This is a genomic window from Acidovorax sp. KPB24-03, assembly GCF_057546605.1.
Window position 1 is genome coordinate 1 of the sequence record NZ_BAAJYR010000037.1, and the last position, 23,942, is coordinate 23,942.

28 protein-coding genes are annotated in these 23,942 nt (G+C 63.1%); 24 read left to right on the forward strand and 4 right to left on the reverse strand.

Features of this window, described 5'->3' with window-relative positions:
* A partial coding sequence (locus AC27KI_RS07365) for an Rne/Rng family ribonuclease (RefSeq protein WP_487113226.1) occupies window positions 1-1,674 on the reverse strand: 1,674 nt, incomplete at its 3' end.
* On the opposite strand from AC27KI_RS07365, the gene AC27KI_RS07370 reads away from it, so the two are divergent.
* From AC27KI_RS07370 to AC27KI_RS07390, 5 genes are all read left to right on the forward strand, one after another.
* Window positions 1,658-1,846: a hypothetical protein gene (locus AC27KI_RS07370; RefSeq protein ID WP_272567848.1), complete on the forward strand. Its 189-nt coding sequence runs from the start codon at window positions 1,658-1,660 to the stop codon at window positions 1,844-1,846. The two genes, AC27KI_RS07365 and AC27KI_RS07370, sit on opposite strands and share 17 nt — an antisense overlap.
* 407 nt (window positions 1,847-2,253) lie before the next feature.
* Window positions 2,254-3,267 carry an RluA family pseudouridine synthase gene (locus AC27KI_RS07375; RefSeq protein ID WP_284430040.1) on the forward strand — a complete coding sequence of 338 codons (1,014 nt, stop codon included), beginning with the start codon at window positions 2,254-2,256 and terminating at the stop codon, window positions 3,265-3,267.
* Window positions 3,268-3,272: 5 nt separating this feature from the next.
* Window positions 3,273-3,941, forward strand: a complete 669-nt coding sequence (locus AC27KI_RS07380; RefSeq protein WP_284430041.1) for an HAD family hydrolase — start codon at window positions 3,273-3,275, stop codon at window positions 3,939-3,941.
* A gap of 39 nt (window positions 3,942-3,980) precedes the next feature.
* A complete protein-coding gene (locus AC27KI_RS07385; protein WP_284430042.1) occupies window positions 3,981-4,355 on the forward strand; it encodes a Rieske (2Fe-2S) protein in 375 nt (124 codons plus the stop codon).
* Window positions 4,356-4,358: 3 nt separating this feature from the next.
* Window positions 4,359-5,396: a S49 family peptidase gene (locus AC27KI_RS07390; RefSeq protein WP_284407055.1), complete on the forward strand. Its 1,038-nt coding sequence runs from the start codon at window positions 4,359-4,361 to the stop codon at window positions 5,394-5,396.
* Window positions 5,397-5,486: 90 nt separating this feature from the next.
* Here the strand turns inward: AC27KI_RS07390 and AC27KI_RS07395 are convergent, their stop codons facing one another.
* Together AC27KI_RS07395 and AC27KI_RS07400 are read right to left on the reverse strand one after the other, a co-directional pair.
* Window positions 5,487-6,266 carry an SAM-dependent methyltransferase gene (locus tag AC27KI_RS07395; RefSeq protein ID WP_487113229.1) on the reverse strand — a complete coding sequence of 260 codons (780 nt, stop codon included), beginning with the start codon at window positions 6,264-6,266 and terminating at the stop codon, window positions 5,487-5,489.
* Window positions 6,263-6,862, reverse strand: coding sequence for a Maf family nucleotide pyrophosphatase (locus tag AC27KI_RS07400; protein WP_487113231.1), 600 nt, complete (start codon window positions 6,860-6,862; stop codon window positions 6,263-6,265). The genes AC27KI_RS07395 and AC27KI_RS07400 overlap by 4 nt, the downstream gene beginning before the upstream one ends.
* A 25-nt stretch (window positions 6,863-6,887) precedes the next feature.
* On the opposite strand from AC27KI_RS07400, the gene AC27KI_RS07405 reads away from it, so the two are divergent.
* The 13 genes from AC27KI_RS07405 (at window position 6,888) to AC27KI_RS07465 (ending at window position 17,857) form a co-directional block, all read left to right on the forward strand.
* On the forward strand, window positions 6,888-7,439 hold the full coding sequence (locus AC27KI_RS07405; protein ID WP_284430045.1) for a YceD family protein: 552 nt from the start codon (window positions 6,888-6,890) through the stop codon (window positions 7,437-7,439).
* A gap of 99 nt (window positions 7,440-7,538) precedes the next feature.
* Window positions 7,539-7,721, forward strand: a complete 183-nt coding sequence (gene rpmF, locus AC27KI_RS07410; RefSeq protein ID WP_092744121.1) for a 50S ribosomal protein L32 — start codon at window positions 7,539-7,541, stop codon at window positions 7,719-7,721.
* A gap of 108 nt (window positions 7,722-7,829) precedes the next feature.
* Window positions 7,830-8,882, forward strand: a complete 1,053-nt coding sequence (gene plsX / locus AC27KI_RS07415; protein WP_487113233.1) for a phosphate acyltransferase PlsX — start codon at window positions 7,830-7,832, stop codon at window positions 8,880-8,882.
* Window positions 8,882-9,859, forward strand: coding sequence for a beta-ketoacyl-ACP synthase III (locus tag AC27KI_RS07420; protein ID WP_487113235.1), 978 nt, complete (start codon window positions 8,882-8,884; stop codon window positions 9,857-9,859). The genes plsX and AC27KI_RS07420 overlap by 1 nt, the downstream gene beginning before the upstream one ends.
* Before the next feature lie 50 nt (window positions 9,860-9,909).
* Window positions 9,910-10,869: an ACP S-malonyltransferase gene (gene fabD / locus AC27KI_RS07425; RefSeq protein ID WP_487113237.1), complete on the forward strand. Its 960-nt coding sequence runs from the start codon at window positions 9,910-9,912 to the stop codon at window positions 10,867-10,869.
* On the forward strand, window positions 10,866-11,615 hold the full coding sequence (gene fabG, locus AC27KI_RS07430) for a 3-oxoacyl-ACP reductase FabG (RefSeq protein ID WP_487113239.1): 750 nt from the start codon (window positions 10,866-10,868) through the stop codon (window positions 11,613-11,615). Before fabD ends, fabG begins: the two co-directional genes overlap by 4 nt.
* Window positions 11,616-11,718: 103 nt before the next feature.
* Window positions 11,719-11,958 carry an acyl carrier protein gene (gene acpP, locus AC27KI_RS07435; protein ID WP_003058049.1) on the forward strand — a complete coding sequence of 80 codons (240 nt, stop codon included), beginning with the start codon at window positions 11,719-11,721 and terminating at the stop codon, window positions 11,956-11,958.
* A 40-nt stretch (window positions 11,959-11,998) separates the two neighbouring features.
* A complete protein-coding gene (fabF, locus tag AC27KI_RS07440; protein ID WP_487113241.1) occupies window positions 11,999-13,243 on the forward strand; it encodes a beta-ketoacyl-ACP synthase II in 1,245 nt (414 codons plus the stop codon).
* Window positions 13,244-13,306: 63 nt separating this feature from the next.
* Entirely contained in the window at window positions 13,307-13,798 is a 492-nt protein-coding gene (locus AC27KI_RS07445; RefSeq protein ID WP_487113243.1) for a hypothetical protein, read from the forward strand.
* 12 nt (window positions 13,799-13,810) lie between these two features.
* A complete protein-coding gene (gene rpoE / locus AC27KI_RS07450; protein ID WP_284430051.1) occupies window positions 13,811-14,437 on the forward strand; it encodes an RNA polymerase sigma factor RpoE in 627 nt (208 codons plus the stop codon).
* A gap of 53 nt (window positions 14,438-14,490) precedes the next feature.
* A complete protein-coding gene (locus tag AC27KI_RS07455) occupies window positions 14,491-15,114 on the forward strand; it encodes a sigma-E factor negative regulatory protein (protein WP_317359235.1) in 624 nt (207 codons plus the stop codon).
* Window positions 15,115-15,214: 100 nt separating this feature from the next.
* Entirely contained in the window at window positions 15,215-16,231 is a 1,017-nt protein-coding gene (locus tag AC27KI_RS07460) for a MucB/RseB C-terminal domain-containing protein (protein ID WP_487089085.1), read from the forward strand.
* A gap of 198 nt (window positions 16,232-16,429) precedes the next feature.
* Window positions 16,430-17,857, forward strand: a complete 1,428-nt coding sequence (locus AC27KI_RS07465; protein WP_487113246.1) for a DegQ family serine endoprotease — start codon at window positions 16,430-16,432, stop codon at window positions 17,855-17,857.
* 190 nt (window positions 17,858-18,047) lie between these two features.
* Here AC27KI_RS07465 and AC27KI_RS07470 read toward each other — a convergent pair whose 3' ends face one another.
* Complete coding sequence (locus AC27KI_RS07470; RefSeq protein ID WP_487113248.1) at window positions 18,048-18,323, reverse strand: hypothetical protein; 276 nt, start codon at window positions 18,321-18,323, stop codon at window positions 18,048-18,050.
* On the opposite strand from AC27KI_RS07470, the gene lepA reads away from it, so the two are divergent.
* From lepA to recO, 6 genes are all read left to right on the forward strand, one after another.
* On the forward strand, window positions 18,313-20,121 hold the full coding sequence (gene lepA, locus AC27KI_RS07475) for a translation elongation factor 4 (protein ID WP_272567874.1): 1,809 nt from the start codon (window positions 18,313-18,315) through the stop codon (window positions 20,119-20,121). The two genes, AC27KI_RS07470 and lepA, sit on opposite strands and share 11 nt — an antisense overlap.
* A 1-nt stretch (window position 20,122) precedes the next feature.
* The gene (lepB, locus tag AC27KI_RS07480; protein WP_284424297.1) at window positions 20,123-21,097 is read left to right on the forward strand and encodes a signal peptidase I; all 975 of its coding nucleotides are present in this window, start codon (window positions 20,123-20,125) and stop codon (window positions 21,095-21,097) included.
* Window positions 21,098-21,150: 53 nt separating this feature from the next.
* On the forward strand, window positions 21,151-21,516 hold the full coding sequence (locus AC27KI_RS07485) for a DUF4845 domain-containing protein (RefSeq protein WP_284395952.1): 366 nt from the start codon (window positions 21,151-21,153) through the stop codon (window positions 21,514-21,516).
* A gap of 3 nt (window positions 21,517-21,519) precedes the next feature.
* Window positions 21,520-22,203 carry a ribonuclease III gene (rnc, locus tag AC27KI_RS07490; RefSeq protein WP_284407047.1) on the forward strand — a complete coding sequence of 228 codons (684 nt, stop codon included), beginning with the start codon at window positions 21,520-21,522 and terminating at the stop codon, window positions 22,201-22,203.
* Window positions 22,200-23,216, forward strand: coding sequence for a GTPase Era (era, locus tag AC27KI_RS07495; protein ID WP_284430056.1), 1,017 nt, complete (start codon window positions 22,200-22,202; stop codon window positions 23,214-23,216). Before rnc ends, era begins: the two co-directional genes overlap by 4 nt.
* A gap of 146 nt (window positions 23,217-23,362) precedes the next feature.
* The coding region (recO, locus tag AC27KI_RS07500; RefSeq protein WP_487113250.1) for a DNA repair protein RecO at window positions 23,363-23,942 on the forward strand (580 nt) is incomplete at its 3' end.

A 23,942-nucleotide genomic window follows, 5' to 3' on the forward strand; every position in this document is an offset into this window, starting at 1 on the left:
CGCTGCCGCGGGTCGGCTGTGCGACGGGTTGCGGGCCGCGCTTTCCGGACGGGGCTCGGCGATCGGCGCCGGCGCGTCGGGCAGCACGCCCTTGATCACCGGGGTCTGCTTGTTGGTGGGCTCCTGCGAGCGGCGCGTGACGGCGGTGGGGTCTTCCACTTCTTCGACGAGCTTGTAACTGGCGTCGATGTGGTCCAGGCGCGGGTCGTCGTGCTTGAGGCGCTCGAGCTTGTAGTTCGGCGTCTCCAGGGTCTTGTTGGGCACCATCAGCACGGTCACGCGCTGCTTGAGTTCGATCTTGGCGATCTCGGGGCGCTTTTCGTTGAGCAGGAACGAGGCCACTTCCACTGGCACCTGGCAGTGCACGGCGGCCGTGTTGTCCTTCATGGACTCTTCCTGGATGATCCGCAGGATCTGCAGCGCCGACGATTCGGTGTCGCGGATGTGGCCCGAGCCGCCGCAACGGGGGCAGGGGATGGAGGAGCCTTCGCTCAGCGCGGGCTTGAGGCGCTGGCGGCTCATCTCCATCAGGCCGAACTTGCTGATCGTGCCGAACTGCACGCGGGCGCGGTCCTGGCGCAGGGCGTCGCGCAGCCGGTTTTCCACTTCGCGGCGGTTCTTCGACTCTTCCATGTCGATGAAGTCGATCACGATCAGGCCGCCCAGGTCGCGCAGGCGCATCTGGCGGGCCACTTCGTCGGCGGCCTCCAGGTTGGTGCGGGTGGCGGTTTCCTCGATGTCGCCGCCCTTGATGGCGCGGGCGGAGTTCACGTCCACGCTCACCAGCGCTTCGGTGTGGTCGATCACGATGGCGCCGCCGGAGGGCAGGGTCACGGTGCGGGCGTAGGCCGACTCGATCTGGTGCTCGATCTGGAAGCGGCTGAACAGCGCGGCGTCGTCGCGGTAGCGCTTGACCTTGCCGGCATGCTCGGGCATCACGTGCGCCATGAACTGGTGCGCCTGCTCGTAGATGTCGTCCGTGTCGATGAGGATGTCGCCGATATCGCCGTTGAAATAGTCACGGATCGCGCGGATCACCAGGCTCGACTCCTGGTAGATCAGGAAGGCGCCCTTGCCGCCCTTGGCCGCGCCGTCGATGGCGGTCCAGAGCTTGAGCAGGTAGTTCAGGTCCCACTGCAGTTCGGGCGCCGTGCGGCCGATGCCGGCGGTGCGCGCGATGATGCTCATGCCCTTGGGGTACTCGAGCTGGTCCATCGCCTCCTTGAGCTCGGCCCGGTCTTCGCCCTCGATGCGGCGCGACACGCCGCCACCGCGCGGGTTGTTGGGCATCAGCACCACATAGCGGCCGGCCAGCGACACGAAGGTGGTCAGAGCAGCGCCCTTGTTGCCGCGCTCTTCCTTCTCGACCTGCACCAGCAGTTCCTGGCCTTCGCGGATCACGTCGTTGATGCGCGCCTGGCTGACCGAGACGCCTTCGGCGAAGTACTGGCGGGAGATTTCCTTGAAGGGCAGGAAGCCGTGGCGGTCTTCGCCGTAGTCGACGAAGCAGGCTTCCAGCGAGGGCTCGACGCGGGTGACCACGGCCTTGTAGATGTTGCCCTTGCGCTGCTCGCGCCCTTCGATCTCGATTTCGTAGTCCAGCAGCTTCTGGCCGTCGACGATGGCCAGGCGGCGTTCTTCGGGCTGCGTGGCGTTGATGAGCATCCGCTTCATGATGGGATTCCTTTTCGTTGTCGGCCGGGCGGCGCGCAGCGAAAAAGCTGCATCGGCGCGCGTCCCGACCATTCAAACCAATGACACAGGCTCTTCAGGAGCCATGGATGCCAGGGCCGACGCGTTGAAACGAAGGGAATTGCCGCAAAGCCACGCGGCTGCGAAGCACTAGCTTCGCAGTCGTGGCGGGGGCGCGTGGATGGGGGCGAGGGGAAATGTGTGCAGCGTTGCCATGAAAGACTTGGCTGATGGCGCGGGCTGCACGGGCGATGCCGGCGATTGCGGAGCCCATGCCGAAGGCAGGCGCCTTCGCCAAAGGGTCACAATCCATGCCAACAATGCCCACATGTTTTCGCTTTGATCCGCCCGCAGAACCTGCCTGTTGGGCGGCCTGCGGACTGGGGATTCCGGTTTCGGTGTTTCAATTTGTCAGCCGGCCGCGCGGCGTGGGAGCCACCACAGGCATCTGGCCTGCAATCTGCGCACACGACACCCGTTGGCATCGACCTGCCTGCGCGGCTTGCAAGGTTGCGTGGACTAAACTCCAGACAAATCAACCACTTACAGAACATCGCGCAGGTGAAACACATTATAGGGGGCAAACCGGCGACGGACCGTGCCCCGAACCCCGCCCCCGCTGCGGCCCGCATCGTCGAAGTCGACGAAGACTCTGCCGGCCAAAGGCTCGATAACTTTCTGATACGCCATCTGAAGGGCGTTCCCAAAACGCACGTGTACCGCATCATCCGCAGCGGCGAAGTGCGCATCAACAAGGGCCGCGCCAGCGCGGACACCCGGGTCGCCACGGGCGATCAGGTGCGCCTGCCGCCCGTGCGTATCTCGGACAAGGTGGCTGAGAAGGCCGAGCGCCCGGCGCCGGCCCGCGAATTCCCCATCCTGCTGGAGGACGACCACCTGATCGCCATCGACAAGCCCGCGGGCGTGGCGGTGCATGGCGGCAGCGGCGTGAGCTTCGGCGTCATCGAGCAGTTGCGGCAGGCACGTCCCCAGGCAAAGTTCCTGGAACTCGTGCACCGCCTGGACCGCGAGACCTCGGGCATCCTCCTCGTGGCCAAGAAGCGTTCCGCGCTCACGCACCTGCAGGACCAGTTCCGGGAGCGGGAAACCGGCAAGACCTACCTGGCCCTGGTGCCCGGCACCTGGGCCGCCAACAAGAAAGTGATCGACACGCCCCTGCACAAGTATCTGCAGGCCGATGGCGAGCGGCGGGTGCGGGTGACCACGCCGGAAGACCCGGACGGCATGCGCTCCATCACCCTCGTGAAAGTGCGCAGCCACCTGCCGGCGCGCGCGGCCGAGGGGCTGCCGGCCATGAGTCTGCTGGAAGTCACCATTAAGACCGGACGCACCCACCAGATCCGCGTGCACCTGGCCAGCCAGGGCCATGCGATCGCGGGCGACGACAAATACGGCGACTTCGAACTCAACAAGCGGCTGCACAAGCACGGCCTCAAGCGCATGTTCCTGCATGCGTGGCGGTTACAGTTCGCTCATCCCTCCCACGGCGAGCGCATCGAACTGCGCGCAGAGTTGCCGCCTGATCTGGCGCAATTCACCGCCGCCACTGCCTGAACACCATGCCCACGACCCCACGCCGCCGCTTCGACCTCATCGCTTTCGATTGGGACGGCACCCTGTACGACTCCACCGCCATCATCGTGCGCTGCATTCAGGACTCCGTGCGCGACGTCGGCGGCACGGTTCCGACCGATCAGGCCGCGGCCTGGGTGATCGGCATGGGTCTCATGCAGGCGCTGACCCACGCCGCACCCGACGTGCCGCCGGAAAGACACGCCGAACTGGGCAATCGCTACCGCTACCACTACCTCAAGCACCAGGACGATCTGAGCCTGTTTGCCGGCGTGCTGCCCATGCTGGAAGACCTGCGTGCACGAGGGCACTTGCTGGCCGTGGCGACCGGCAAGAGCCGGCGCGGCCTGGACGAGGTGCTGCACACCGTGGCGCTGCGGGGCATGTTCGATGGTTCGCGCACGGCCGACGAAACCGCTGGCAAGCCGCATCCGCTCATGCTCCAGGAATTGATGGCCGAGTTCGATGTGGCGCCGGAGCGCGTGTTGATGATCGGCGACACCACCCACGACCTGCAGATGGCCCTGTCGGCCGGGTGCTCCAGCGTGGGAGTGAGCTACGGAGCGCACGAGCCCGGCGAGTTCGACAGCCTCCAACCCCTGGCCGTCATGCATTCCGTACCGGAACTGCACGCCTGGCTTTTGCGGCACGCCTGACGCTGCAGCCGCCCGCCAGCCCATCGTCGGTACCTTGCCATGGCCCCTTCCTTGCAACCCATCGACCTGTGCCCCAGCGCCGATCTGGTGGACGGCGGGCAGGCCGTTGCTTTCGATGTTTTATACGCCGGCCAGGCCTGCCGCGCCTTTGCCGTGCGCTTCGAAGGCCGGCCCCATGCCTACCTGAACCGTTGCACCCACGTGCCGATGGAAATGGACTACCAGGCGGACCGATTCTTCGACGACACCGGCCAGTGGCTGCTGTGCGCCACGCACGGCGCCGCCTATCGGCCCGATACGGGCGCTTGCGCGGGTGGCCCGTGCCGCGGTGGCCTGGTGAAGATCCAACTCTCCGAAGGCCAGGGCGTAGTGCGCTGGCATACTGAACCCCACTTGCAACCTGTCGAATTCTGACAAATGACCGAACCGACCCGGCCCGAACCTTTTGGTTCTGGGCAGACTCCCCCGCCAGCGCCCGATCTGTGGGCACAGACTGCTACTGAAAAAGAAGCAAAAGACCCTGCGAAGATGCCAGGCTGGGAGCGTGACGTGTTGGAAAAGCTGGTGTTCGCGACCTTGTCCGAGCAGCGCTCCGCACGCCGCTGGCGCATTTTTACCCGGTTGGCGTGGCTGGTCTTCCTGATTGCCGTGGCCTGGGTGTTGCTGGCGCGCGACGCTACCAGCACGAGCAAGAGCACGCCCCACACGGCGGTGGTGGACATCAAGGGTGAGATCGCCGCGGGGGCCGAAGCCAGCGCCGAGTTCGTGGTGGCGGCCATGCGCAGTGCCTTCGAAGACTCCGGATCGCAGGCCGTAGTGCTGCTCATCAACTCGCCGGGCGGCAGCCCGGTGCAGGCCGGCATCATCAATGACGAGATCATTCGCCTGAAGGCCAAGTACAACAAGCCCGTCTATGCCGTGGTGGAGGAAACCTGCGCATCGGCCGCCTACTACATCGCCGCCGCCGCCGACGAGATCTACGTGGACAAGGCCAGCATCGTCGGCAGCATCGGCGTGCTGATGGATGGCTTCGGCTTCACTGGCACGATGGAAAAGCTGGGCGTGGAGCGTCGCCTGCTGACGGCGGGCGAGAACAAGGGCTTCCTCGACCCGTTCAGCCCGCAGACCGAAAAGCAGCGCGCCTATGCGCAGGCCATGCTGGACCAGATCCACCAGCAGTTCATCCATGTGGTCAAGGAAGGGCGCGGCGATCGGCTCAAGCCCACGGCGGACACCTTCAGCGGCCTGTTCTGGACCGGCCAGCAGGCGGTGGAGATGGGGTTGGCCGACCACCTGGGCAACCTCGACTATGTGGCACGCGAGGTCGTCAAGGCGGAAGACATCATCGACTACACCCGCCGCGACAACGTTGCTGAGCGGCTGGTCAAAAAATTCGGCGCTGCCATGGGCCAGACGGCCGTGCAGGCCATCAAGGGCGCACCGGCCATCCGCTGAGGGCTCGCTATCCGGGCCTGCCGCCGGGCCGGGCTCGGTGTCCGGCGGTCCGGATGAGCGGTTGGAATCCCGGAGATCTGTTGATCGGGCCTAGCGCCCGATGGCAAAGACGGCCGGTATCCGGTTATCGGGCACTTCCATTTGCTGTCGCCATAGGCGCACGAGCCGGCTTGCCGTGCGCGCCTGCGGCAGTGTGAGCCCGCTGGCAATTGCCAGCCGGGTATTGGGCTGCAAGGTTTGTACCAAGGCCTGCCACAGCGCGGCGTTGCGGTACGGGGTCTCGATGAACAGTTGCGTTTGTCCCTGCTTGAGCGCCAGGGCTTCCAGTTCGCGGATGCGCTGGGTGCGCTGGGCCGGATCTTGCGGCAGGTAGCCTGCAAAAGCAAAACCCTGTCCATTGAGACCGCTCGACGCCAGCGCCAGCAAGAGCGACACGGGGCCTACCAGTGGCACCACCCTCAGCCCGCAATCGTGCGCGGCACGCACCACGGAGCTGCCAGGGTCCGCCACCGCAGGCATGCCCGCCTCGCTCACCAGGCCCATGTCGTTGCCCGCCAAAGCGGGCGTCAGCAACGTGCGGGCGTCGAAGGTCACATGGCCGTCTGCACCATGGTCGCCTTTCTTGTGCACTTCGCGCGGCAACTCGTCGATCTGCTGCGACTGCAGCGGCAGCTTCAGGGGGAACAACGCATCGACGCGCTTGAGGTATGCGCGGGTACTCTTGGCGTTCTCGCAGATCCAGTGGGTGATTTGCGACGCCGCCTGCAATGTCGCGGCAGGCAGGGATTGATCCAGGGGGGCTTGGATGTCGCAGCCGAAGTCGAGCGGTGCGGGCACCAGGTAGAGCGTGCCGGTCGATGCGGCTGTCATGGCAGTTCCATTCCGGCGGCGCGCAACATGCGACAGGTCCGGATCAGCGGCAGGCCGATAAGCGCTGTCGGGTCATCGCTTTGGATGCTGTCGAGCAGGCTGATGCCCAATCCTTCGCTTTTGGCGCTGCCGGCGCAGTCGTACGGTTGCTCGGCGAGCAGGTAGCGCTCGATCTCCGCATCGGACAGGTCGCGGAAGCGAACTTCCACCGGGGCCAACTCCACCTTTTCAAACCCCGTGGCGGCGCAAACCACTGCCACCGCGGTCTGGAACACGACGCTGTGGCCCCGCATCCGTTGCAGCTGGGCGACCGCTTTCTCGTGTGTGCCGGGCTTGCCCAGCGGTTGTCCCGAGAAATCCGCCACTTGATCGGATCCGATCACTACGGCGTCCGGGTGGGCCGCAGAAACGGCGCGGGCTTTGGCCATTGCCAGCCGCAAGGCGAGGGTGCTGGGCGCCTCGCCGGCGCGGGGTGTTTCGTCGACGTCGGGCGCTGCGACATCGAAAGGCAGACGCAGGCGGGAGAGCAGTTCGGCCCGGTAGCGGGAGGTCGAGCCCAGCACCAGACGGCGGGGCAGGGAAGGGGATTGAGGCATGCGCTGATTCTCTTACACTGCCGCCATGACCAAGGAATTCTCCCCTCAGCGCCTCGATGTCAAAGCCTTCGCGCAGGCGGGCGGTCACCTGTCCGGCCATGACTCCCTTTTGAAGTACGAACGCCTGGCCCAGGAAGCCAAGGGCCTGCACCCGGATCTCATGGTGGATTGGGCGGTTGACGGCGAAGTGCGCAGCACGCATGGCATCGGCGGACAGATCTGGCTGCGGCTCACAGTGAACGCGGCGCTTCCCATGACTTGCCAGCGCTGCCTCGGATCGGTGGATGTGCCGCTTCAGGTGCAGCGTGAGTTCCGTTTCGTGGCGGATGAAGCCACGGCGGAAGCGCTGGACGACGAGAGCGATGAAGACCTGCTGGCCTTGAGCCGCGAGTTCAATCTGCGAGAGTTGATCGAAGACGAGCTGCTCATGGCATTGCCTCTGGTGCCGCGGCACGACGAATGCCCGGCCCCCGTGCCAATGGAATCCAGCGACGAGGATTTCGAAGAGGCCAGTGCGCAAAAGCCCAACCCTTTTGCGGCACTGGCAGCCTTGCGAAAAGACAAGGCGGAAGACTGAAAACCGTTTGGGCTATAATCGAGGGCTTCGCGCGAATCCCCCTCGTGTCTTTATGGGCTGATCGCGTTTTTACCAACCCTTCAAGACTCAGGAGCCACCATGGCTGTTCAGCAAAACAAAAAATCCCCTTCCAAGCGCGGTATGCACCGTTCGCATAACGCTCTCAACGTGCCTGGCACGGCTGTTGAGCCCACCACCGGCGAAGCCCATCTGCGCCACCACATCAGCCCCAACGGTTTCTACCGTGGCCGCCAAGTGCTGAAGAACAAGTCTGAAGCCTGATTTAACTCGCGCGCCGAGGCCCGCTGCTACGAAATTGGTAGCGCGGGCCTTTGTTTTGTTCGCTGTATTTTCACTTCCGGTCGTTTTCTGCGGTCGGACAAGTCGCCCATGATCACACTGGCTGTTGACTGCATGGGGGGCGATCACGGCCCCCGCGTCACGCTAGCGGCGTGCCGCCAGTTCCTAGAAAACCATCCCGAAGCCCGTTTGCTCCTTGTCGGTCAGCCTGAAAGCCTGAAGGATTTCAAGCACGATCGGGCTTCTGTCACCCCTGCCAGCGAGGTCGTCACCATGGATGATCCGGTGGAGATCGCCTTGCGCCGCAAAAAGGATTCGTCCATGCGCGTTGCAATCCAGCAGGTCAAGGATGGGGCCGCTCAGGCCGCCATTTCTGCGGGCAACACGGGTGCTTTGATGGCCATCGCTCGCTATCTCCTGAAAACCCTGGACGGAATCGACCGCCCCGCGATTGCGACCCAGATACCCAATGCCAAGGGTGGTGCCACGACCGTGCTGGATTTGGGCGCCAATGTGGATTGCACCGCTGAGCATCTACTCCAATTTGCCGTGATGGGCTCGGCCCTAGTGTCTGCGCTTCAAGAGGGTTCGGAGCCCACCGTTGGCTTGCTCAACATCGGCGAGGAAGCAATCAAGGGTAGTGAAGTCATCAAAAAAGCGGGTGAATTGTTGCGTACGGTAGGTAACTCTGGCGATCTTCGTTTTTTTGGCAATGTGGAAGGCAACGATATCTTCAAGGGCACGGTCGATATCGTGGTTTGTGACGGTTTCGTGGGGAATGTGGCTCTCAAGGCCAGCGAAGGCGTAGCCTCCATGATCGTCGGAGGGCTCAAGCAGGAGTTCAAGCGCAATATCTTTACCAAACTGGCGGCAGTTGTGGCTTATCCGGTGTTATCTGCGCTCATGAAGCGGATGGATCATCGGCGCTACAACGGGGCAGCGTTGCTAGGGTTGCGTGGATTGGTGTTCAAAAGTCACGGATCGGCGGACGCCATGGCTTTCGAGCAGGCTTTGAACCGGGCGTATGATGCAGCCCGCAACAACCTGCTCGACCGCGTCCGGACGCGGGTGGCGCATGCTGCGCCCTTGCTGGCGCCTTCGGATGCCCAGCCTGTCAACACCGCCGTCGGGTCCCTATATTGATGAGACGCTACTCCCGCATTACAGGCACTGGCAGCAGCCTGCCTCCTCGTCGTCTGACCAATGCCGACCTCGTGGCCGAGTTGGCTCAGCGCGGTGTGGAGACATCGGACGAGTGGATCGTCGAGCGCACCGGCATCCGGGCGCGTCACTTCGCGGAGCGCGATGTCTGCAGCAGCGATCTGGGGCTGGAGGCTTCTCGCAATGCGCTGGAGGCGGCTGGAGTTCAGCCGCAGGACATCGATCTGATCATCGTCGCCACGTCCACGCCGGACATGGTTTTCCCTTCGACCGCCTGCATCTTGCAAAACAAGCTGGGGGCCAATGGATGCCCAGCTTTCGATGTGCAGGCCGTCTGCAGTGGTTTCGTGTATGCGCTGACCGTGGCAGACGCCATGATCCAGTCCGGCAGCGCCCGCCGCGCCCTCGTCGTGGGTGCGGAGGTATTCAGCCGCATCCTCGATTTTGATGACCGCACCACCTGCGTGCTGTTCGGCGACGGCGCAGGCGCCGTGGTACTGGAAGCTTCGGAAACTCCTGGCATCCTGTCGAGCGATCTGCATGCCGATGGCCGGCATGTGGGCATTCTGTGCGTGCCGGGCAACGTCTATGGCGGGCAGATTCTGGGTGACCCGTTGCTCAAGATGGATGGCCAGGCCGTTTTCAAGCTGGCTGTGGGTGTGCTGGAAAAGGCAGCCCGTGCTGCCCTGGAGAAGGCCGGACTGACCGATGTGGACGTGGACTGGCTGATCCCTCACCAAGCCAATATCCGCATCATGCAAAGTACGGCGAAGAAGCTGGGCCTGTCGATGGACAAGGTGGTCGTCACCGTAGACCAGCATGGCAACACTTCGGCGGCGTCGATTCCCCTGGCACTTGATCATGCGGTTCGCACCGGCCAGGCCAAGCCCGGACAGACGTTGCTTCTGGAGGGAGTGGGAGGCGGTTTTACATGGGGTGCGGTGCTCCTGAAACTGTAGCTTGAAACGCTGAAAAATTAAGCGGTAAAGGCGGTTTTGACCATTCGTTTATGACGACCAAAAAATCTTTTGCATTTGTTTTTCCCGGCCAGGGCTCCCAGTCGGTCGGCATGCTGGATGCCTGGGGCGACCACCCTGTGGTGGCGCAAACCCTGCAGGAGGCTTCCGACGCCCTGGGCGAAGACATCGCACGCTTGATTCATGAGGGCCCGAAAGAAGCGCTTTCGCTGACGACCAATACCCAGCCGGTCATGCTCGTCGCTGGCGTGGCCGCATGGCGCGCATGGGTCTCGGAGGGCGGTGATGTCCCGGCAGCGGTGGCCGGCCACTCGCTCGGCGAATATTCGGCGTTGGTGGCGGCAGGGGTGCTGACGCTGGCGCAGGCCGCGCCGCTCGTTCGTCTGCGTGCTGCCGCCATGCAGGAGGCAGTTCCCGTCGGTATGGGCGCCATGGCTGCCATTCTGGGCATGGATGCACACAAAGTGATCGAAGGTTGCACCGCGGCGGCGGCATCTTTCGGTGCGGATGGCGGTGAAGTGGTGGAGGCCGTGAATTTCAACGACCCCATCCAGACCGTGATTGCGGGCACGAAAGCCGGCGTCGACAAGGCGTGCGAACTGTTGAAGGCATCTGGCGCTAAGCGTGCGTTGCCCTTGCCGGTATCCGCTCCTTTTCACTCCAGCCTAATGAAGCCGGCAGCCGAGAAATTGCGGGAGGCCCTGTCGGCGCTTTCCTTGGCGGCCCCGCAGATCCCAGTCGTCAACAACGTGGATGTCGCGGTCCGGCAGGAGGCGGATGCCATCCGCGATGCGCTTTACCGCCAAGCCTTCGGTCCGGTGCGCTGGGTGGAGTGCGTGCAGGCGCTCAAAGCCCGCGGCGTGACGCATCTGGTGGAGTGCGGCCCTGGAAAGGTGCTGGCGGGCTTGGCGAAGCGCATCGATCCAGAGCTGGTCGCTGCTTCTATTTATGACCCGGCCACGCTGGCCGAAACACGAGCATTGTTGGCATGAGCGATACCCCTTCGTTGAATGAAAAGCCCCAGGTAGCGCTGGTCACTGGCGCATCGCGAGGCATCGGCGCTGCCATCGCGGCCTTGTTGACGGCCCGTGGTTATTTGGTGATCGGTACCGCGACGACGGATGAGGGCGCTCAGCGCATCTCTCAGGCACCGTCGTCCGGCGGCCACGGTGTGAATCTGAACGTCACGGATGTGGCGGCTGTCGATGCGTTGATCGACACCATCGTGAAGCAGCACGGTGGTTTGCATGTGCTGGTGAACAATGCTGGCATCACCCGCGACACGTTGTCCATGCGCATGAAGGACGACGACTGGGATGCGGTCATCGACACCAATCTGAAGGCCGTGTTCCAGGTGAGCCGCGCCGTCATTCGACCCATGATGAAACAGCGCTTCGGTCGCATCATCAACATCACCAGCGTGGTGGGGTCGGCGGGCAATCCCGGCCAAGCCAACTATGTGGCAGCGAAGGCGGGCGTGGCAGGCATGGCGCGTGCCCTTGCCCGTGAACTGGCCAGCCGGGGCATTACCGTGAACTGCGTGGCCCCTGGCTTCATTGCGACCGACATGACCGCGCAACTCCCTGCCGAGCAGCAGCAATCGCTGCAATCGCAGATTCCAATGGGCCACATGGGCCGCCCAGAAGACATTGCCCATGCGGTTGCCTATCTGGCATCGGCAGAGGCTGGTTATGTCACGGGTCAGGAGTTGCATGTCAATGGCGGCATGTACATGTAATTGAGCAAAGTTAGCGCCGATTCATCGCGACGGCGGGCTGGTAGGGGACTGATCCCGAAGCAGCTAGAATCGCGGATTCATTCACAACCCTCAAAGGGAAACCATGAGCGATATCGAAGCACGTGTCAAAAAGATCATTGCCGAACAACTCGGCGTTGAAGAATCGCAAGTCACCAATGAAAAGGCTTTTGTGGCCGACCTGGGCGCTGACTCGCTGGACACGGTGGAGCTGGTGATGGCGCTGGAAGACGAGTTCGGCATCGAGATTCCTGACGAAGACGCAGAGAAGATCACCACGGTGCAAAACGCCATCGACTACGCCAATACCCATCAGAAGGCCTGAGCGCCTTCAGTTCAGACAGATTCGTAGAAAGTCTTAGCGCATGAGCCGTCGTCGCGTCGTCGTGACCGGCCTGGGTTGCATCACCCCCGTCGGAAACACGGTGGCAGATGCCTGGGCCAACATCCTGGCCGGTCAATCCGGCATTGACCTCATCACCAAGTTCGACGCTTCGAACTTTGCCTGCAAGATCGCGGGTGAGGTCAAGGGATTCGATCTTGGCGCCTACATGAGCGCCAAGGATGCACGCACGATGGATACCTTCATCCATTACGGCATCGCTGCGGCGGATGAGGCGGTGCGTGATGCCGGCCTTCCGACCGGCGAGTCGTTGGACGAAGAGTTGGCAACGCGCATCGGCTGCATCATCGGGTCTGGGATTGGTGGGTTGCCGTTGATCGAAAACACCCATGCAGAACTGGAAAGCCGGGGTCCTCGCCGGATCACGCCTTTTTTTGTTCCAGCATCCATCATCAACATGGTGGCGGGTCATGTATCGATGCGCTTTGGTTTCAAAGGTCCGAACCTTTCCGTGGTGACGGCATGTACTACGGGCCTGCATTGCATCGGTGAGGCAGCGCGCAAGATCGAGTATGGCGATGCCGATGTGGTGGTCGCCGGCGGCACGGAAGCCACGGTTTCTCCCCTGGGTGTGGGTGGCTTTGCTGCCATGCGCGCCTTGTCCACTCGCAACGATGATCCAAAGACTGCCTCCCGCCCATGGGACAAAGGCCGCGATGGCTTCGTATTGGGCGAGGGTGCAGGGGTGCTGGTGCTGGAAGAATACGAGCACGCCAAAGCCCGCGGCGCCAAGATATACGCAGAATTGTCCGGCTATGGCATGAGCGCCGATGCGGGGCACATGACGGCGCCCAATATGGACGGCCCTCGCCGCGCCATGCAGGCCGCGCTGCGCAATGCCGGTGTCAACGCCGAGGAGGTGGATTACCTCAATGCTCACGGCACCTCAACGCCATTGGGCGATTTGAACGAAACCCATGCGATCAAGGCCGCTTTGGGCGGGCATGCCAAAAAGACGGTGATCAGCTCGACAAAGTCGATGACCGGCCATTTGCTGGGCGGTGCGGGTGGGATTGAAAGCGTGTTCACCGTGATGGCGTTGCGTGACCAGAAGGCGCCCCCAACCATCAATCTCTTCGAGCAAGACCCGGAATGCGATCTGGACTACTGCGCCAACGTCGCCCGAGACATGAAGATGAACATCGCGGTGAAGAACAATTTTGGTTTTGGCGGCACCAACGGCACGTTGGTTTTCAAGCGCGTTTGACGGGGTGGCCAGACCGCTGCGCGGTGCCGGTCGGCCAGCTGTGATGGAAGGGTGGGCTCGGCAATGACCCGCTCCGCCAAGTCTTTTCATGCCCCAGCGACCCGCCATGAGGTGGCGCGGAGCCGCAGGTTGGGCTGGTTCATTGCTGGCGCCCTGCTTGCTGGCCTTGGGGGCTTTGCCGCGTGGATCGCGCAATCTGCTGGGGATAGCCTGCTTCGAGGCACTGTGTTCTTCGTCTTGTGGGGCGCGGTTGCCGGCCTGGCTTGGCGCTTTTGGTTCCGGCTGCCCGTGGGTGCCCTGCATTGGGATGGTTTGCATTGGTCCTTGAATCAAAATGCAGAAATGCCTGTTGCAGGTGAATTGGTTGTCCATGCGGATTTCCAGTCTTTCCTCTTGGTGCAACTGCATGGAGTCGATGGCCGGACCCAGTGGTTGTGCCTCGAGCGTACCCAGCCGCGGGAGGCCTGGGCGGCGCTGCGCCGTGCGGTATATTCGCGCCCCAAGCCAGAGCCCCGTGCCGACGGCATGTTCTCTGTCCGGCGCGGCGACGCGTGAGCCCCTTTTTTCATGACTGCTTCCATGCCCCCGCCTTCCGCCGACAGTGACCTTCAGCTTGTGGAGCGCACGGTTGCGGGTGACCAGAGGGCGTACGAACTGCTGGTGATCAAGTATCAGCGGCGCATCGAACGGCTCATTGGTCGCATGGTCCGCGATTCCGATCTCGTACAGGACATTGCCCAGGAAACGTTCATCCGAGCGTATCGCGCACTGCACCAATTCCGGGGAGAGGCGCAGTTCTATACCTGGCTCTATCGGATCGCGGTCAACACCGCCAAGAAGGCGCTGGTCGACATGAAGCGCAATCCCGTCATCTCGGAAAATGCCTTGCGAGGAAGTGATGACGACGATGAAACTTCCCGACTGGGGCATGAACTAACCACCGACGAGACGCCCGAGACCGTGCTCGCAGCCCAGGAAATCGCGGTGGCGGTGAACGCTGCAATGGATGCGCTGCCTGAAGATTTGCGCCAGGCGGTGACATTGCGTGAGATTGAAGGGTTGACCTACGAGGAGATTGCGGCTGCCATGGATTGCCCCATCGGCACCGTACGTTCCCGTATCTTTCGAGCGCGGGAAGCCATATCGGCCCGTGTCCGCCCTTTGTTGGAGAAGCAGTCGGGCAAGCGGTGGTAGCGCGGTGTGAATGGCAGAGCAGTGAAGCAAAACGTGATGGCTGGGGAACGACCATGAATGACGATCTGAAAATGCGTGAACATTTGTCTGCCCTTGCGGATGGGCAGCTGCGAGGCCAGGAGTTTGGTCAAGCCGTGGACTATGCCAGCAGCAATGCGGACGGCTTTGAAACGTGGCAGATGTATCACCTGATCGGCGACGTGCTTCGCTCTTCCGAGTTGGCGCGTCCGGTGAATTCCTCACTGGTGGACCGGCTTCGCAGCCAGATCGAAGCGGAGGGCATTCAGCGCCCTCCGTTGGTGGCCAGTGCCGTCGTGCAAGGAGCTGTCGCGGAGGTCGTGACGCCTGCTGTGGCTGCCAATGCCTCCGTGTTTCGCTGGAAAATGGCTGCGGGTTTTGCTTCGCTCGCCGCTGTCGGTGCAATCGGATGGACGGCCATGACGGGGATTCAGGCTGGGTCCGAAGGAGCGCAGATGGCTTCCGCTGCGCCAGTGACCGCCGCTCCTGCGGCGGTGGCGGTGGCAGACGCAACGGAAGGAAGCGCACCGCAGGTCATGATCCGCGATCCGCGGCTGGATGAGTTGCTGGCCGCGCACAAACAGTTTGGCAATACGTCGGCGCTGCAAATGCCGGCGGGTTTTCTGCGCAATGCCACCTTCGAGGCTCCGGCGCGCTGAGATCGTGAAGACAGGCCAGGAAGGCCCCTTGTACGCCGCTCACCAGCCTCGAGTCAGAGGTGTTCGTGCCTTGGCTGGCTACCTGAATAGGGCGGCTTCAATGCGCCACGCTCTGGCGTGGGTGCTGCTCGTGGCCGGTTCGGGCCACGCGTTGGCCGGGCCGCCGCCCGCCGTTGCTGCATCCAGTGCGGTGGTGTCTGGCGACGCACGTTCCATTTCCGGTTGGCTGGAGCGCATTCATCGCGCCTCCCGAGAGCACAGCTACAGCGGTACTTTTGTGGTGTTGTCTGCATCGGGGGCCATGGTGAGTTCCCGTATCTGGCATGCGGCCGATGGAAACGACCAGATCGAGCGCATCGAGGCATTGAACGGGTCTCCCCGCGTGGTCTATCGCCGGGAGGGGCTCGTCCGCACCTTCTTGCCCCAGGCGCGCATGGTGCGTGAGGATCGTCGCGACATGCCCAGCTTGTTCCCGCGGCTGCCGGAAACGGCTGATCGCGGACTGGATGCGCACTACACGGTGCAGACCTTGGGGCGTGAACGCGTTGCGGGCCACGAAAGTGAAGTGGCTTGGCTGCGACCCAGGGATGGGCTGCGATTCGGTTACCGCATGTGGGTGGCCGAAGCCTCGGGTTTGATATTGAAGCTGCAGACCCTCGACCTGCGGGGGCGCGTGCTGGAGCAGGCGGCGTTTTCTCAGCTGGAGCTGGATAACGCGGTGCCATTTGCGCGCCTCGTGGGCATGATGGATGACGTACGCGACTTCCGGGTGGTCAGGGTTGCCATGCGCAAGACCACCGCGCAAGCCGAAGGCTGGCGTCTGAGAGCGCCGGTGGGTGGATTCACCCCTGGGGATTGCTACAAGCAAGAGGATGCGGCTGTTGCGCAGTCGGGCCTTCCCTTGCATTGCCTGCTCTCGGATGGGCTGGCGACGGTCTCGCTCTTCTTGGAGCCTTACGACGCCTTCCGCCATGCTGCCGGCCCGAGCGCGGGCAGCATGGGGGCCACCCAGACCCTGGCGCAACGCGTTTCAGGCAACATGTGGCTCACGGCGGTGGGTGAGGTGCCGCAGGAAACCTTGCGGCTGGTGGCCGAGCAATTGGAATACGCCCGTTGAGCAGTGCCGCTGCTGCCCAAGCCGTCCCACTGGGGCGGATGCATGGGCTGCTGACTGTGGTATGGCGGGAACCAAATGTGAACCTTGCAATACGAAGTCCTTTTGCTGCTCCCGATGTCTCCTCTGAATTTTGAAAGAACGATGATGCCGATGACGACGAACTGGAAAAATCTGCAATCGTGCGCGGTGGCCGTCGCGATGGCATTGACCGCTGCCTCTGCGGCTGTGCCTGTCACTGTGTTGGCGCAAACGCCGCCACCCACGGTCCGGGGCCTGCCGGATTTCACGGACCTGGTGGATCAGGTCGGGCCGTCGGTGGTCAACATCCGCACGCTGGAGAAGGCCGCGGAGCGTGCCGGCCCGAACGCCATGGACGAGGAGATGCTCGAGTTCTTCCGCCGCTTCGGCGTGCCCGTGCCGCCCAATGCGCAGCGCCAGCAGCGCCCCCGTGCACAGCCCGAGGAAGAGCAGCCACGCGGCGTGGGCTCTGGCTTCATCCTCACGCAAGACGGCTATGTGATGACCAACGCGCACGTGGTGGAGGGCGCGGACGAGGTCATCGTCACCCTGACCGACAAGCGCGAGTTCAAAGCCAAGATCGTGGGCGCCGACAAGCGTACGGATGTGGCCGTGGTCAAGATCGAAGCCACCGGATTGCCGGCCGTCAAGGTGGGCGATCTCAACCGGCTGCGGGTCGGTGAGTGGGTCATGGCGATCGGCTCGCCCTTCGGGCTTGAAAACTCTGTGACCGCGGGCATCGTCAGCGCCAAGCAGCGCGACACGGGCGATTACCTGCCCTTCATCCAGACGGACGTCGCGATCAACCCGGGCAACTCCGGCGGACCGCTGATCAACATGCGTGGCGAGGTCGTCGGCATCAACAGCCAGATCTACTCTCGCTCGGGCGGCTTCATGGGGATCTCCTTCGCCATTCCCATGGATGAGGCCATTCGGGTCAGCGACCAGTTGCGTGCCACGGGTCGCGTGACGCGCGGGCGCATCGGCGTGCAGATCGGCCAGGTCACCAAGGATGTGGCCGAGTCGATCGGTCTGGGTAAGCCCCAGGGGGCGCTCGTGAGTGGGGTGGAGGCGGGGTCTCCTGCCGACAAGGCGGGCGTGGAGGCGGGTGACATCATCACGAAGTTCGACGGCAAGACCATCGAAAAAACCGCCGATCTGCCGCGCCTGGTGGGCAATACCAAGCCGGGCAACAAGAGCACCGTGACGGTCTTCCGCCGAGGTGCGAGCAAAGATCTCTCCATTACCGTGGCCGAGATCGAGCCGGATGACAAGCCGGTGGCGAGCAAAGGTGGCGAGCGTGAAAGCGCAAAACCCAAGCCTTCTCCAGCCGCCCAGCAACTGGGCCTGGCGGTTGCAGAGCTGACTGAAGCCCAGAAAAAGGAGCTGAAGCTCAAGGGCGGGCTGCGTGTCAACGCGGCCACGGATTCGGCCGCGCGTGCCGGCCTGCGCGAAGGTGACGTGATTCTTTCCATCGCCAATATCGAAGTGGCCAACCTGAAGGACTTCGAGGCGGCCCTGGCCAAGGCGGACAAGAGCAAGCCCATCAACGTGCTGTTCCGCCGCGGCGAATGGGCCCAATATGCGTTGATCCGTCCGGCACGTTGACCGGTGACCGCACAAAGCCCCATCCCAAAGTGGGGTTTGGGGCCTTTGCGCAGAAATCCGGTTTGGTCCCTCAACGTTTTTGCGCGGCATTTCCATTGATCGTTTTCGATAGAATGGCGCCTGCTTTTCACGGCTTAACTGCATATCGATTCAATTCTGCGCCACCATGTGTGGGATGGTCTTTAACCATTCACAGGTGATCCACAGTGTGCCCACAAGTTATTCCGGAAGTGGAAAGCGTTTTGTGAATAATCTGTGTATAAAATGCGCGTTGCAAGGCGGCAACGCCTTCTGAACCTTGTCGGGCGGACTTTCCCTCTCGGCCTTTTTGCCTACAATGAAGTTCCAACCATCGCAGTTGCCAAATGATTGTTGGTTCAGGGCGCGTCACCATTTGACGCGCCCTTTTTTCTTGTGCGCTCCGTTTTAATTCAATCACTTGTCGCTTTCCCTTGATGAACCACATCAGAAATTTTTCCATCATTGCGCACATCGACCATGGCAAATCGACCTTGGCGGATCGCTTGATTCAGCGCTGTGGCGGGCTTGCCGAGCGTGATATGGAAGCCCAGGTGCTCGACTCGATGGACATCGAAAAAGAGCGTGGGATAACCATCAAGGCGCAGACGGCGGCGCTGCAATACAAGGCCAAAGACGGCCAGATCTACAACCTCAATCTGATCGACACGCCGGGCCACGTGGACTTCTCGTATGAAGTCTCGCGCTCGCTTTCGGCCTGCGAAGGTGCGCTGCTGGTCGTCGATGCGTCGCAGGGCGTGGAAGCCCAGACCGTGGCCAACTGCTACACCGCGCTGGACCTCGGCGTGGAGGTGGTGCCCGTGCTGAACAAGATGGACCTGCCGAACGCGGATCCCGACAACGCGAAGGCCGAAGTCGAGGACGTGATCGGTATCGATGCGACCGATGCGATTCCCTGCTCTGCCAAGACGGGCATGGGCATCGATGAGATTCTCGAAGCCATCGTGGCCAAGGTGCCTGCGCCGCGCGGCCAGGCCGATGGCCCGCTGCGCGCGATGATCATCGACAGTTGGTTCGATCCGTACGTCGGCGTCGTGATGCTGGTGCGCGTGGTCGATGGCCGCCTGCTGAAGGGCGAGCGCTTCAAGATGATGGCCAGCGGCGCGGTGTACAACGCCGACAACCTGGGTGTGTTCACGCCCGCGAACGAATCGCGCAACTCGCTCGACGCCGGCCAGGTGGGCTACATCATTGCCGGCATCAAGGAACTGCAGGCCGCCAAGGTGGGCGACACCATCACGCTGGAAAAGAAGCTGCCCAACAATGCCGGTCCGGCGACCGAAGCGCTGCCGGGGTTCAAGGAAATCCAGCCCCAGGTGTTTGCCGGCCTGTACCCGACCGAAGCGAGCGAGTACGACTCGTTGCGCGATGCGCTGGAAAAGCTCAAGCTCAACGATGCCTCGCTTCACTACGAGCCCGAAGTCAGCCAGGCGCTGGGCTTCGGCTTTCGCTGCGGCTTCCTGGGCCTGCTGCACATGGAAATCGTGCAGGAACGCCTGGAGCGCGAGTTCGACCAGGACCTGATCACGACCGCGCCCAGCGTGGTCTACCAGGTGGTGAAGGCCGACGGCGAAGTGGTGATGGTCGAGAACCCCTCCAAGATGCCCGACCAGGGTCGACTGGAGGAGGTGCGCGAGCCCATCGTGACGGTGCATCTCTACATGCCGCAAGACTACGTCGGCCCGGTGATGACGCTGGCCAACCAGAAGCGTGGCGTGCAGATGAACATGGCCTACCACGGCCGCCAGGTCATGCTGACCTACGAGATGCCGCTGGGCGAGATCGTGCTGGACTTCTTCGACAAGCTCAAGTCGGTGTCGCGCGGCTATGCATCGATGGACTACGAATTCAAGGAGTACCGAGCCTCCGACGTGGTGAAGGTGGACATCCTGCTCAACGGCGAGAAGGTCGATGCGCTGTCCATCATCGTGCACCGCTCGCAGTCGCAGTACCGCGGCCGTGCCGTGGTGGCCAAGATGCGCGAGATCATCAGCCGCCAGATGTACGACGTGGCCATCCAGGCGGCGATCGGCGCGAACATCATCGCGCGCGAAACCATCAAGGCGTTGCGCAAGAACGTGCTGGCAAAATGCTACGGCGGCGACATCAGCCGCAAGCGCAAGCTTCTCGAGAAACAAAAAGCAGGCAAGAAACGCATGAAGCAGATCGGTTCGGTGGAAGTGCCCCAGGAAGCGTTCCTGGCCATTTTGCAGGTGGAAGACTGAGATGCAGGCCATGCAATACGTGACCTCCGTGATCCTCGCCGCTTTCGTGGCCTACGTTGGGGCCTGGTACATGGGGGCCATCGAAGGCAACTTCGCCCTGCTGCTGTTCCTGGCGACCGTGGTGACGGGGGCCTACTGGCTGGCCGAGCGGCTGGTCTTCCTGCCGCGCCGCCGTAAGGCGGCCCAGGCGATCGAAGATGCGGCGGCGCAGCGGCGTGCCGAACTGGACCGCATGGGCATCCAGAAGGTGGACGGCGACGTGCAGGAGGCCAAGGACCGCATCCTGATGCAGCCCTGGTGGCTGGACTGGACCGCCGGCCTGTTCCCGGTGATCGCCGTGGTGTTCCTGCTGCGCTCGTTCCTGTTCGAGCCGTTCAAGATTCCTTCGGGCTCGATGATCCCCACGCTGCTGGTGGGCGACCTGATCCTGGTGAACAAGTTCACCTACGGCATCCGCCTGCCCGTCATCAACACCAAGCTCACGCAGGGCAATGCGCCCCAACGCGGCGATGTGATGGTGTTCCGCTACCCGCCCCAGCCCAGCATGGACTACATCAAGCGCGTGGTGGGCGTGCCCGGCGACGAAGTGGCCTACCTGAACAAGCGCCTCACGGTGAATGGACAGGTGGTGGAAACCTCCGCCGTGCCGGACTTCTTCGACGAAGACACGATGCGCTACTTCAAGCAGTTCGAAGAGCAGTTGGGCGACCACCGCCACCGCATGATCAACAACCCCGACGTGCCGGCCTTCGTCCAGGGCGCCAGCGATTTCGCGAACCGCCAGAACTGCCGCTACAGCGTCGAAGGGGTGGTGTGCAAGGTGCCCGAGGGCCAGTATTTCATGATGGGCGACAACCGGGATAACTCCCTCGATTCGCGCTACTGGGGCTTCGTGCCGGACGCCAACATCGTGGGCAAGGCCTTCTTCGTCTGGATGAACTTCGGCAACCTCAAGCGCATCGGTCCGTTCCGCTGAGCACCGGCTTCGCACGTTTCACCACCGCCAATACCAAAGAGGGGTAGATCACCATGGCATTGCACCGTACCGCCAGCCGCGCGCGCCAGCGCGGCCTGTCGTTCATCGGACTGATTTTCATCGGCCTGCTGGCCGTGGCCGCCTTTGCCATCGGCGGGCAGTCGGTGCCGATCTTCCTGGAGTACCAGGCCATCAGCAAGGCCGCCAACAAGGCCGCGCGGGAAGGCAGTTCAGTGCCGGACGTGCGCGCCATCTTCGACCGTGCCGCATCGATCGACAACATCAGCTCGGTCCAGGGCAAGGACCTCGAGGTGACCAAGCGCAACGAGAAGATCGTCGTGTCCTTCAGCTACTCGCGCGAGATCGCCCTGGCCGGCCCGGCCTATCTCGTTTATCGATTCCAAGAACAGACCAAGTAGTCGGTGCAACCCAGCCTTTCCGCACTGCAGGACCGCCTGCAGCATGCTTTCTCCGATCCTTCGCTGCTGCAGCGCGCCATCACGCACCGCAGCTTTTCCGCCGACCACAATGAGCGCCTGGAGTTCCTGGGCGATTCCGTCCTCAGCCTGGCGGTGTCCAGCCTGCTGTACCAGCGCCTGCGCGATCTGCCCGAGGGGGATCTGTCCCGCGTGCGGGCCAATCTGGTCCGGCAGGAGACCCTCCATGAACTGGCATTGCGCCTGAAGCTGCCCGACGTGCTGCGCCTGGGCGAGGGCGAGGCCAAATCGGGCGGCAAGCTGCGGCCATCCATCCTGGCCGACGCGCTGGAGGCGCTCATCGGCGCGGTGTACCTCGATGCCGGGTACCTGCAGGCCGAGGCCCTGGTCCACCGGCTCTTTCAAGGCGTGGAGATCAACCCGCAGATGGAGGCGGCCGCCAAGGACCCCAAAACCGCGTTGCAGGAGTGGCTGCAGGGTCGCAAAATGAAGTTGCCGCAGTACCGGGTGGTGGGTACGGTGGGGGCTGCACACCGCCAGACCTTCGATGTGGAGTGCGAAATCTCCGAACTGGGCCTGACCGAGCGCGGCATCGGCGGCTCACGCCGGGCAGGCGAGCAGGCGGCGGCAGCGGCCATGCTGGTCCTATTGAAAGCGAAGAATCCATGAATGAAGATGCTACAAAAAATGTAGCTGGTGGCGCAGATGAATCTAGCGCTGACGGCCAAAATGACCTGGAAGCGATGCTGGCAGCCGCCAAGCCGGCCAGCGCCCCGGCGGATGCCACCGGCCAGCGTTGCGGCCTGATCGCCATCGTGGGCAAGCCCAATGTGGGCAAGTCCACGCTGCTCAATGCGCTGGTGGGGCAGAAGATCAGCATCACCTCGCGCAAGGCGCAGACCACGCGCCACCGGATCACCGGCATCCGCACGATGGAGCAGACGCAGTTCGTGTTCGTCGACACGCCGGGCTTCCAGACCAAGCACAGCACGGCGCTCAACAAGTCGCTCAACAAGACGGTGATGGGCGCCATCGGCGATGTGGACCTGATTCTTTTCGTGGTCGAGGCCGGCAGCTTCACGCTGGCCGATGCCAAGGTGCTGTCGCTGTTCAAGCCCGGCATCCCCACGCTGCTGATCGCCAACAAGCTCGATACGGTGCACCGCCGCGCGGAAATCGCGCCGTGGCTCAAGGGCATGCAGGAGCGCCATCCGTTCGCCGAGTTCGTGCCCATGTCGGCCAAGAACAAGGGCGATATCGAGCGCCTGTTCGGCATCTGCGCCAAGTACCTGCCCGAGCAGGCCTGGTGGTATGCCGAGGACGAGCTCACCGACCGCAGCGAGAAGTTCCTGGCCTCGGAGACGGTGCGCGAGAAGCTGTTTCGCTTCACGGGGGACGAGTTGCCCTACACCTCGACCGTCGTCATCGACAAGTTCGAGGAAGAAAAGGGCAAGACCAAGAGCCGCATGATCCGTATCGCCGCCACCATCGTGGTGGAGCGCGACGGCCACAAGGCCATGGTGATCGGGGAGAAGGGCGAGCGCCTCAAGCGCATCGGTACCGAAGCGCGGCAGGAGCTGGAAAAGCTCATGGACGCCAAGGTGTTCATCGAGATCTGGGTCAAGGTGCGTTCCGGCTGGGCCGACGACGAAGCGCGCGTGCGCTCGTTCGGCTACGAGTGAATCGACCCTGCGCTGCTTCGGCGGCCTCGGCGCCGTGGGCCACCCCGGGGCTCGGCGCACCCGTGTGCCGGGTGCCCGACCCAAAGAAAACCCTCATCCAGCGCTTGTCCATCAAGCACTGGTCGCTATTGAAAGAATAGCAACCCATGGCTGTGCGCCGTATTGCCGACGAACCCGCCTATGTGCTGCACCGCTACGACTGGAGCGAGTCCAGCCTGATCCTGGACGTGTTCACGCGGCACCATGGCCGGGTCGCGCTGGTCGCCAAGGGCGCCAAGAAGCCCACCTCCAACTTTCGCCCCGTGCTGCTGCCGCTGCAACCACTGCGGGTCAACTACACCCTGTCGGGCGATGGACAGGGCGAGATCCATGCGCTCAAGGGCGCGGAGTGGGTGGGCGGGCACGTCATGCCCACGGGCGATGCGTTGCTGTCGGGTCTGTACCTCAACGAACTGCTGATGCGCCTGATGGCCCGCGAGGATGCCCATGCGCCCCTGTTCGACGCCTATGCCGGCGTGGTGCGGGTGCTCGGCAGCGAGCACGGCGATGCGCTCGAACCCGTGCTGCGCAGCTTCGAACTGCTGCTGCTGCGCGAGATCGGGCTGCTGCCCAGCCTGGGGGCCGAAACGGTCACGCTGGCGCCCTTGCAGCCACCCACCCGGTACACGCTGGTGCCCGAGGCCGGGCTGCGCGCCGCGACGGCCACCGACCGGGCCACGCTGGCCG

Bases quoted from the DNA above. Each gene is read 5' to 3' on its own strand.
- rpoE (WP_284430051.1), top strand. From the start codon at position 13,811: ATGACTGCTTCCATGCCCCCGCCTTCCGCCGACAGTGACCTTCAGCTT.
- acpP (WP_003058049.1), top strand. From the start codon at position 11,719: ATGAGCGATATCGAAGCACGTGTCAAAAAGATCATTGCCGAACAACTC.
- AC27KI_RS07385 (WP_284430042.1), top strand. From the start codon at position 3,981: ATGGCCCCTTCCTTGCAACCCATCGACCTGTGCCCCAGCGCCGATCTG.
- fabG (WP_487113239.1), top strand. From the start codon at position 10,866: ATGAGCGATACCCCTTCGTTGAATGAAAAGCCCCAGGTAGCGCTGGTC.
- AC27KI_RS07455 (WP_317359235.1), top strand. From the start codon at position 14,491: ATGAATGACGATCTGAAAATGCGTGAACATTTGTCTGCCCTTGCGGAT.
- AC27KI_RS07470 (WP_487113248.1), bottom strand. From the start codon at position 18,323: ATGTGGTTCATCAAGGGAAAGCGACAAGTGATTGAATTAAAACGGAGC.
- AC27KI_RS07390 (WP_284407055.1), top strand. From the start codon at position 4,359: ATGACCGAACCGACCCGGCCCGAACCTTTTGGTTCTGGGCAGACTCCC.
- lepA (WP_272567874.1), top strand. From the start codon at position 18,313: ATGAACCACATCAGAAATTTTTCCATCATTGCGCACATCGACCATGGC.
- rpmF (WP_092744121.1), top strand. From the start codon at position 7,539: ATGGCTGTTCAGCAAAACAAAAAATCCCCTTCCAAGCGCGGTATGCAC.
- fabD (WP_487113237.1), top strand. From the start codon at position 9,910: ATGACGACCAAAAAATCTTTTGCATTTGTTTTTCCCGGCCAGGGCTCC.
- AC27KI_RS07405 (WP_284430045.1), top strand. From the start codon at position 6,888: ATGACCAAGGAATTCTCCCCTCAGCGCCTCGATGTCAAAGCCTTCGCG.
- AC27KI_RS07460 (WP_487089085.1), top strand. From the start codon at position 15,215: ATGCGCCACGCTCTGGCGTGGGTGCTGCTCGTGGCCGGTTCGGGCCAC.
- plsX (WP_487113233.1), top strand. From the start codon at position 7,830: ATGATCACACTGGCTGTTGACTGCATGGGGGGCGATCACGGCCCCCGC.
- era (WP_284430056.1), top strand. From the start codon at position 22,200: ATGAATGAAGATGCTACAAAAAATGTAGCTGGTGGCGCAGATGAATCT.
- fabF (WP_487113241.1), top strand. From the start codon at position 11,999: ATGAGCCGTCGTCGCGTCGTCGTGACCGGCCTGGGTTGCATCACCCCC.
- AC27KI_RS07420 (WP_487113235.1), top strand. From the start codon at position 8,882: ATGAGACGCTACTCCCGCATTACAGGCACTGGCAGCAGCCTGCCTCCT.
- lepB (WP_284424297.1), top strand. From the start codon at position 20,123: ATGCAGGCCATGCAATACGTGACCTCCGTGATCCTCGCCGCTTTCGTG.
- AC27KI_RS07370 (WP_272567848.1), top strand. From the start codon at position 1,658: ATGAGCATCCGCTTCATGATGGGATTCCTTTTCGTTGTCGGCCGGGCG.
- AC27KI_RS07395 (WP_487113229.1), bottom strand. From the start codon at position 6,266: ATGACAGCCGCATCGACCGGCACGCTCTACCTGGTGCCCGCACCGCTC.
- AC27KI_RS07465 (WP_487113246.1), top strand. From the start codon at position 16,430: ATGGCATTGACCGCTGCCTCTGCGGCTGTGCCTGTCACTGTGTTGGCG.
- AC27KI_RS07445 (WP_487113243.1), top strand. From the start codon at position 13,307: ATGACCCGCTCCGCCAAGTCTTTTCATGCCCCAGCGACCCGCCATGAG.
- AC27KI_RS07400 (WP_487113231.1), bottom strand. From the start codon at position 6,862: ATGCCTCAATCCCCTTCCCTGCCCCGCCGTCTGGTGCTGGGCTCGACC.
- AC27KI_RS07380 (WP_284430041.1), top strand. From the start codon at position 3,273: ATGCCCACGACCCCACGCCGCCGCTTCGACCTCATCGCTTTCGATTGG.
- AC27KI_RS07485 (WP_284395952.1), top strand. From the start codon at position 21,151: ATGGCATTGCACCGTACCGCCAGCCGCGCGCGCCAGCGCGGCCTGTCG.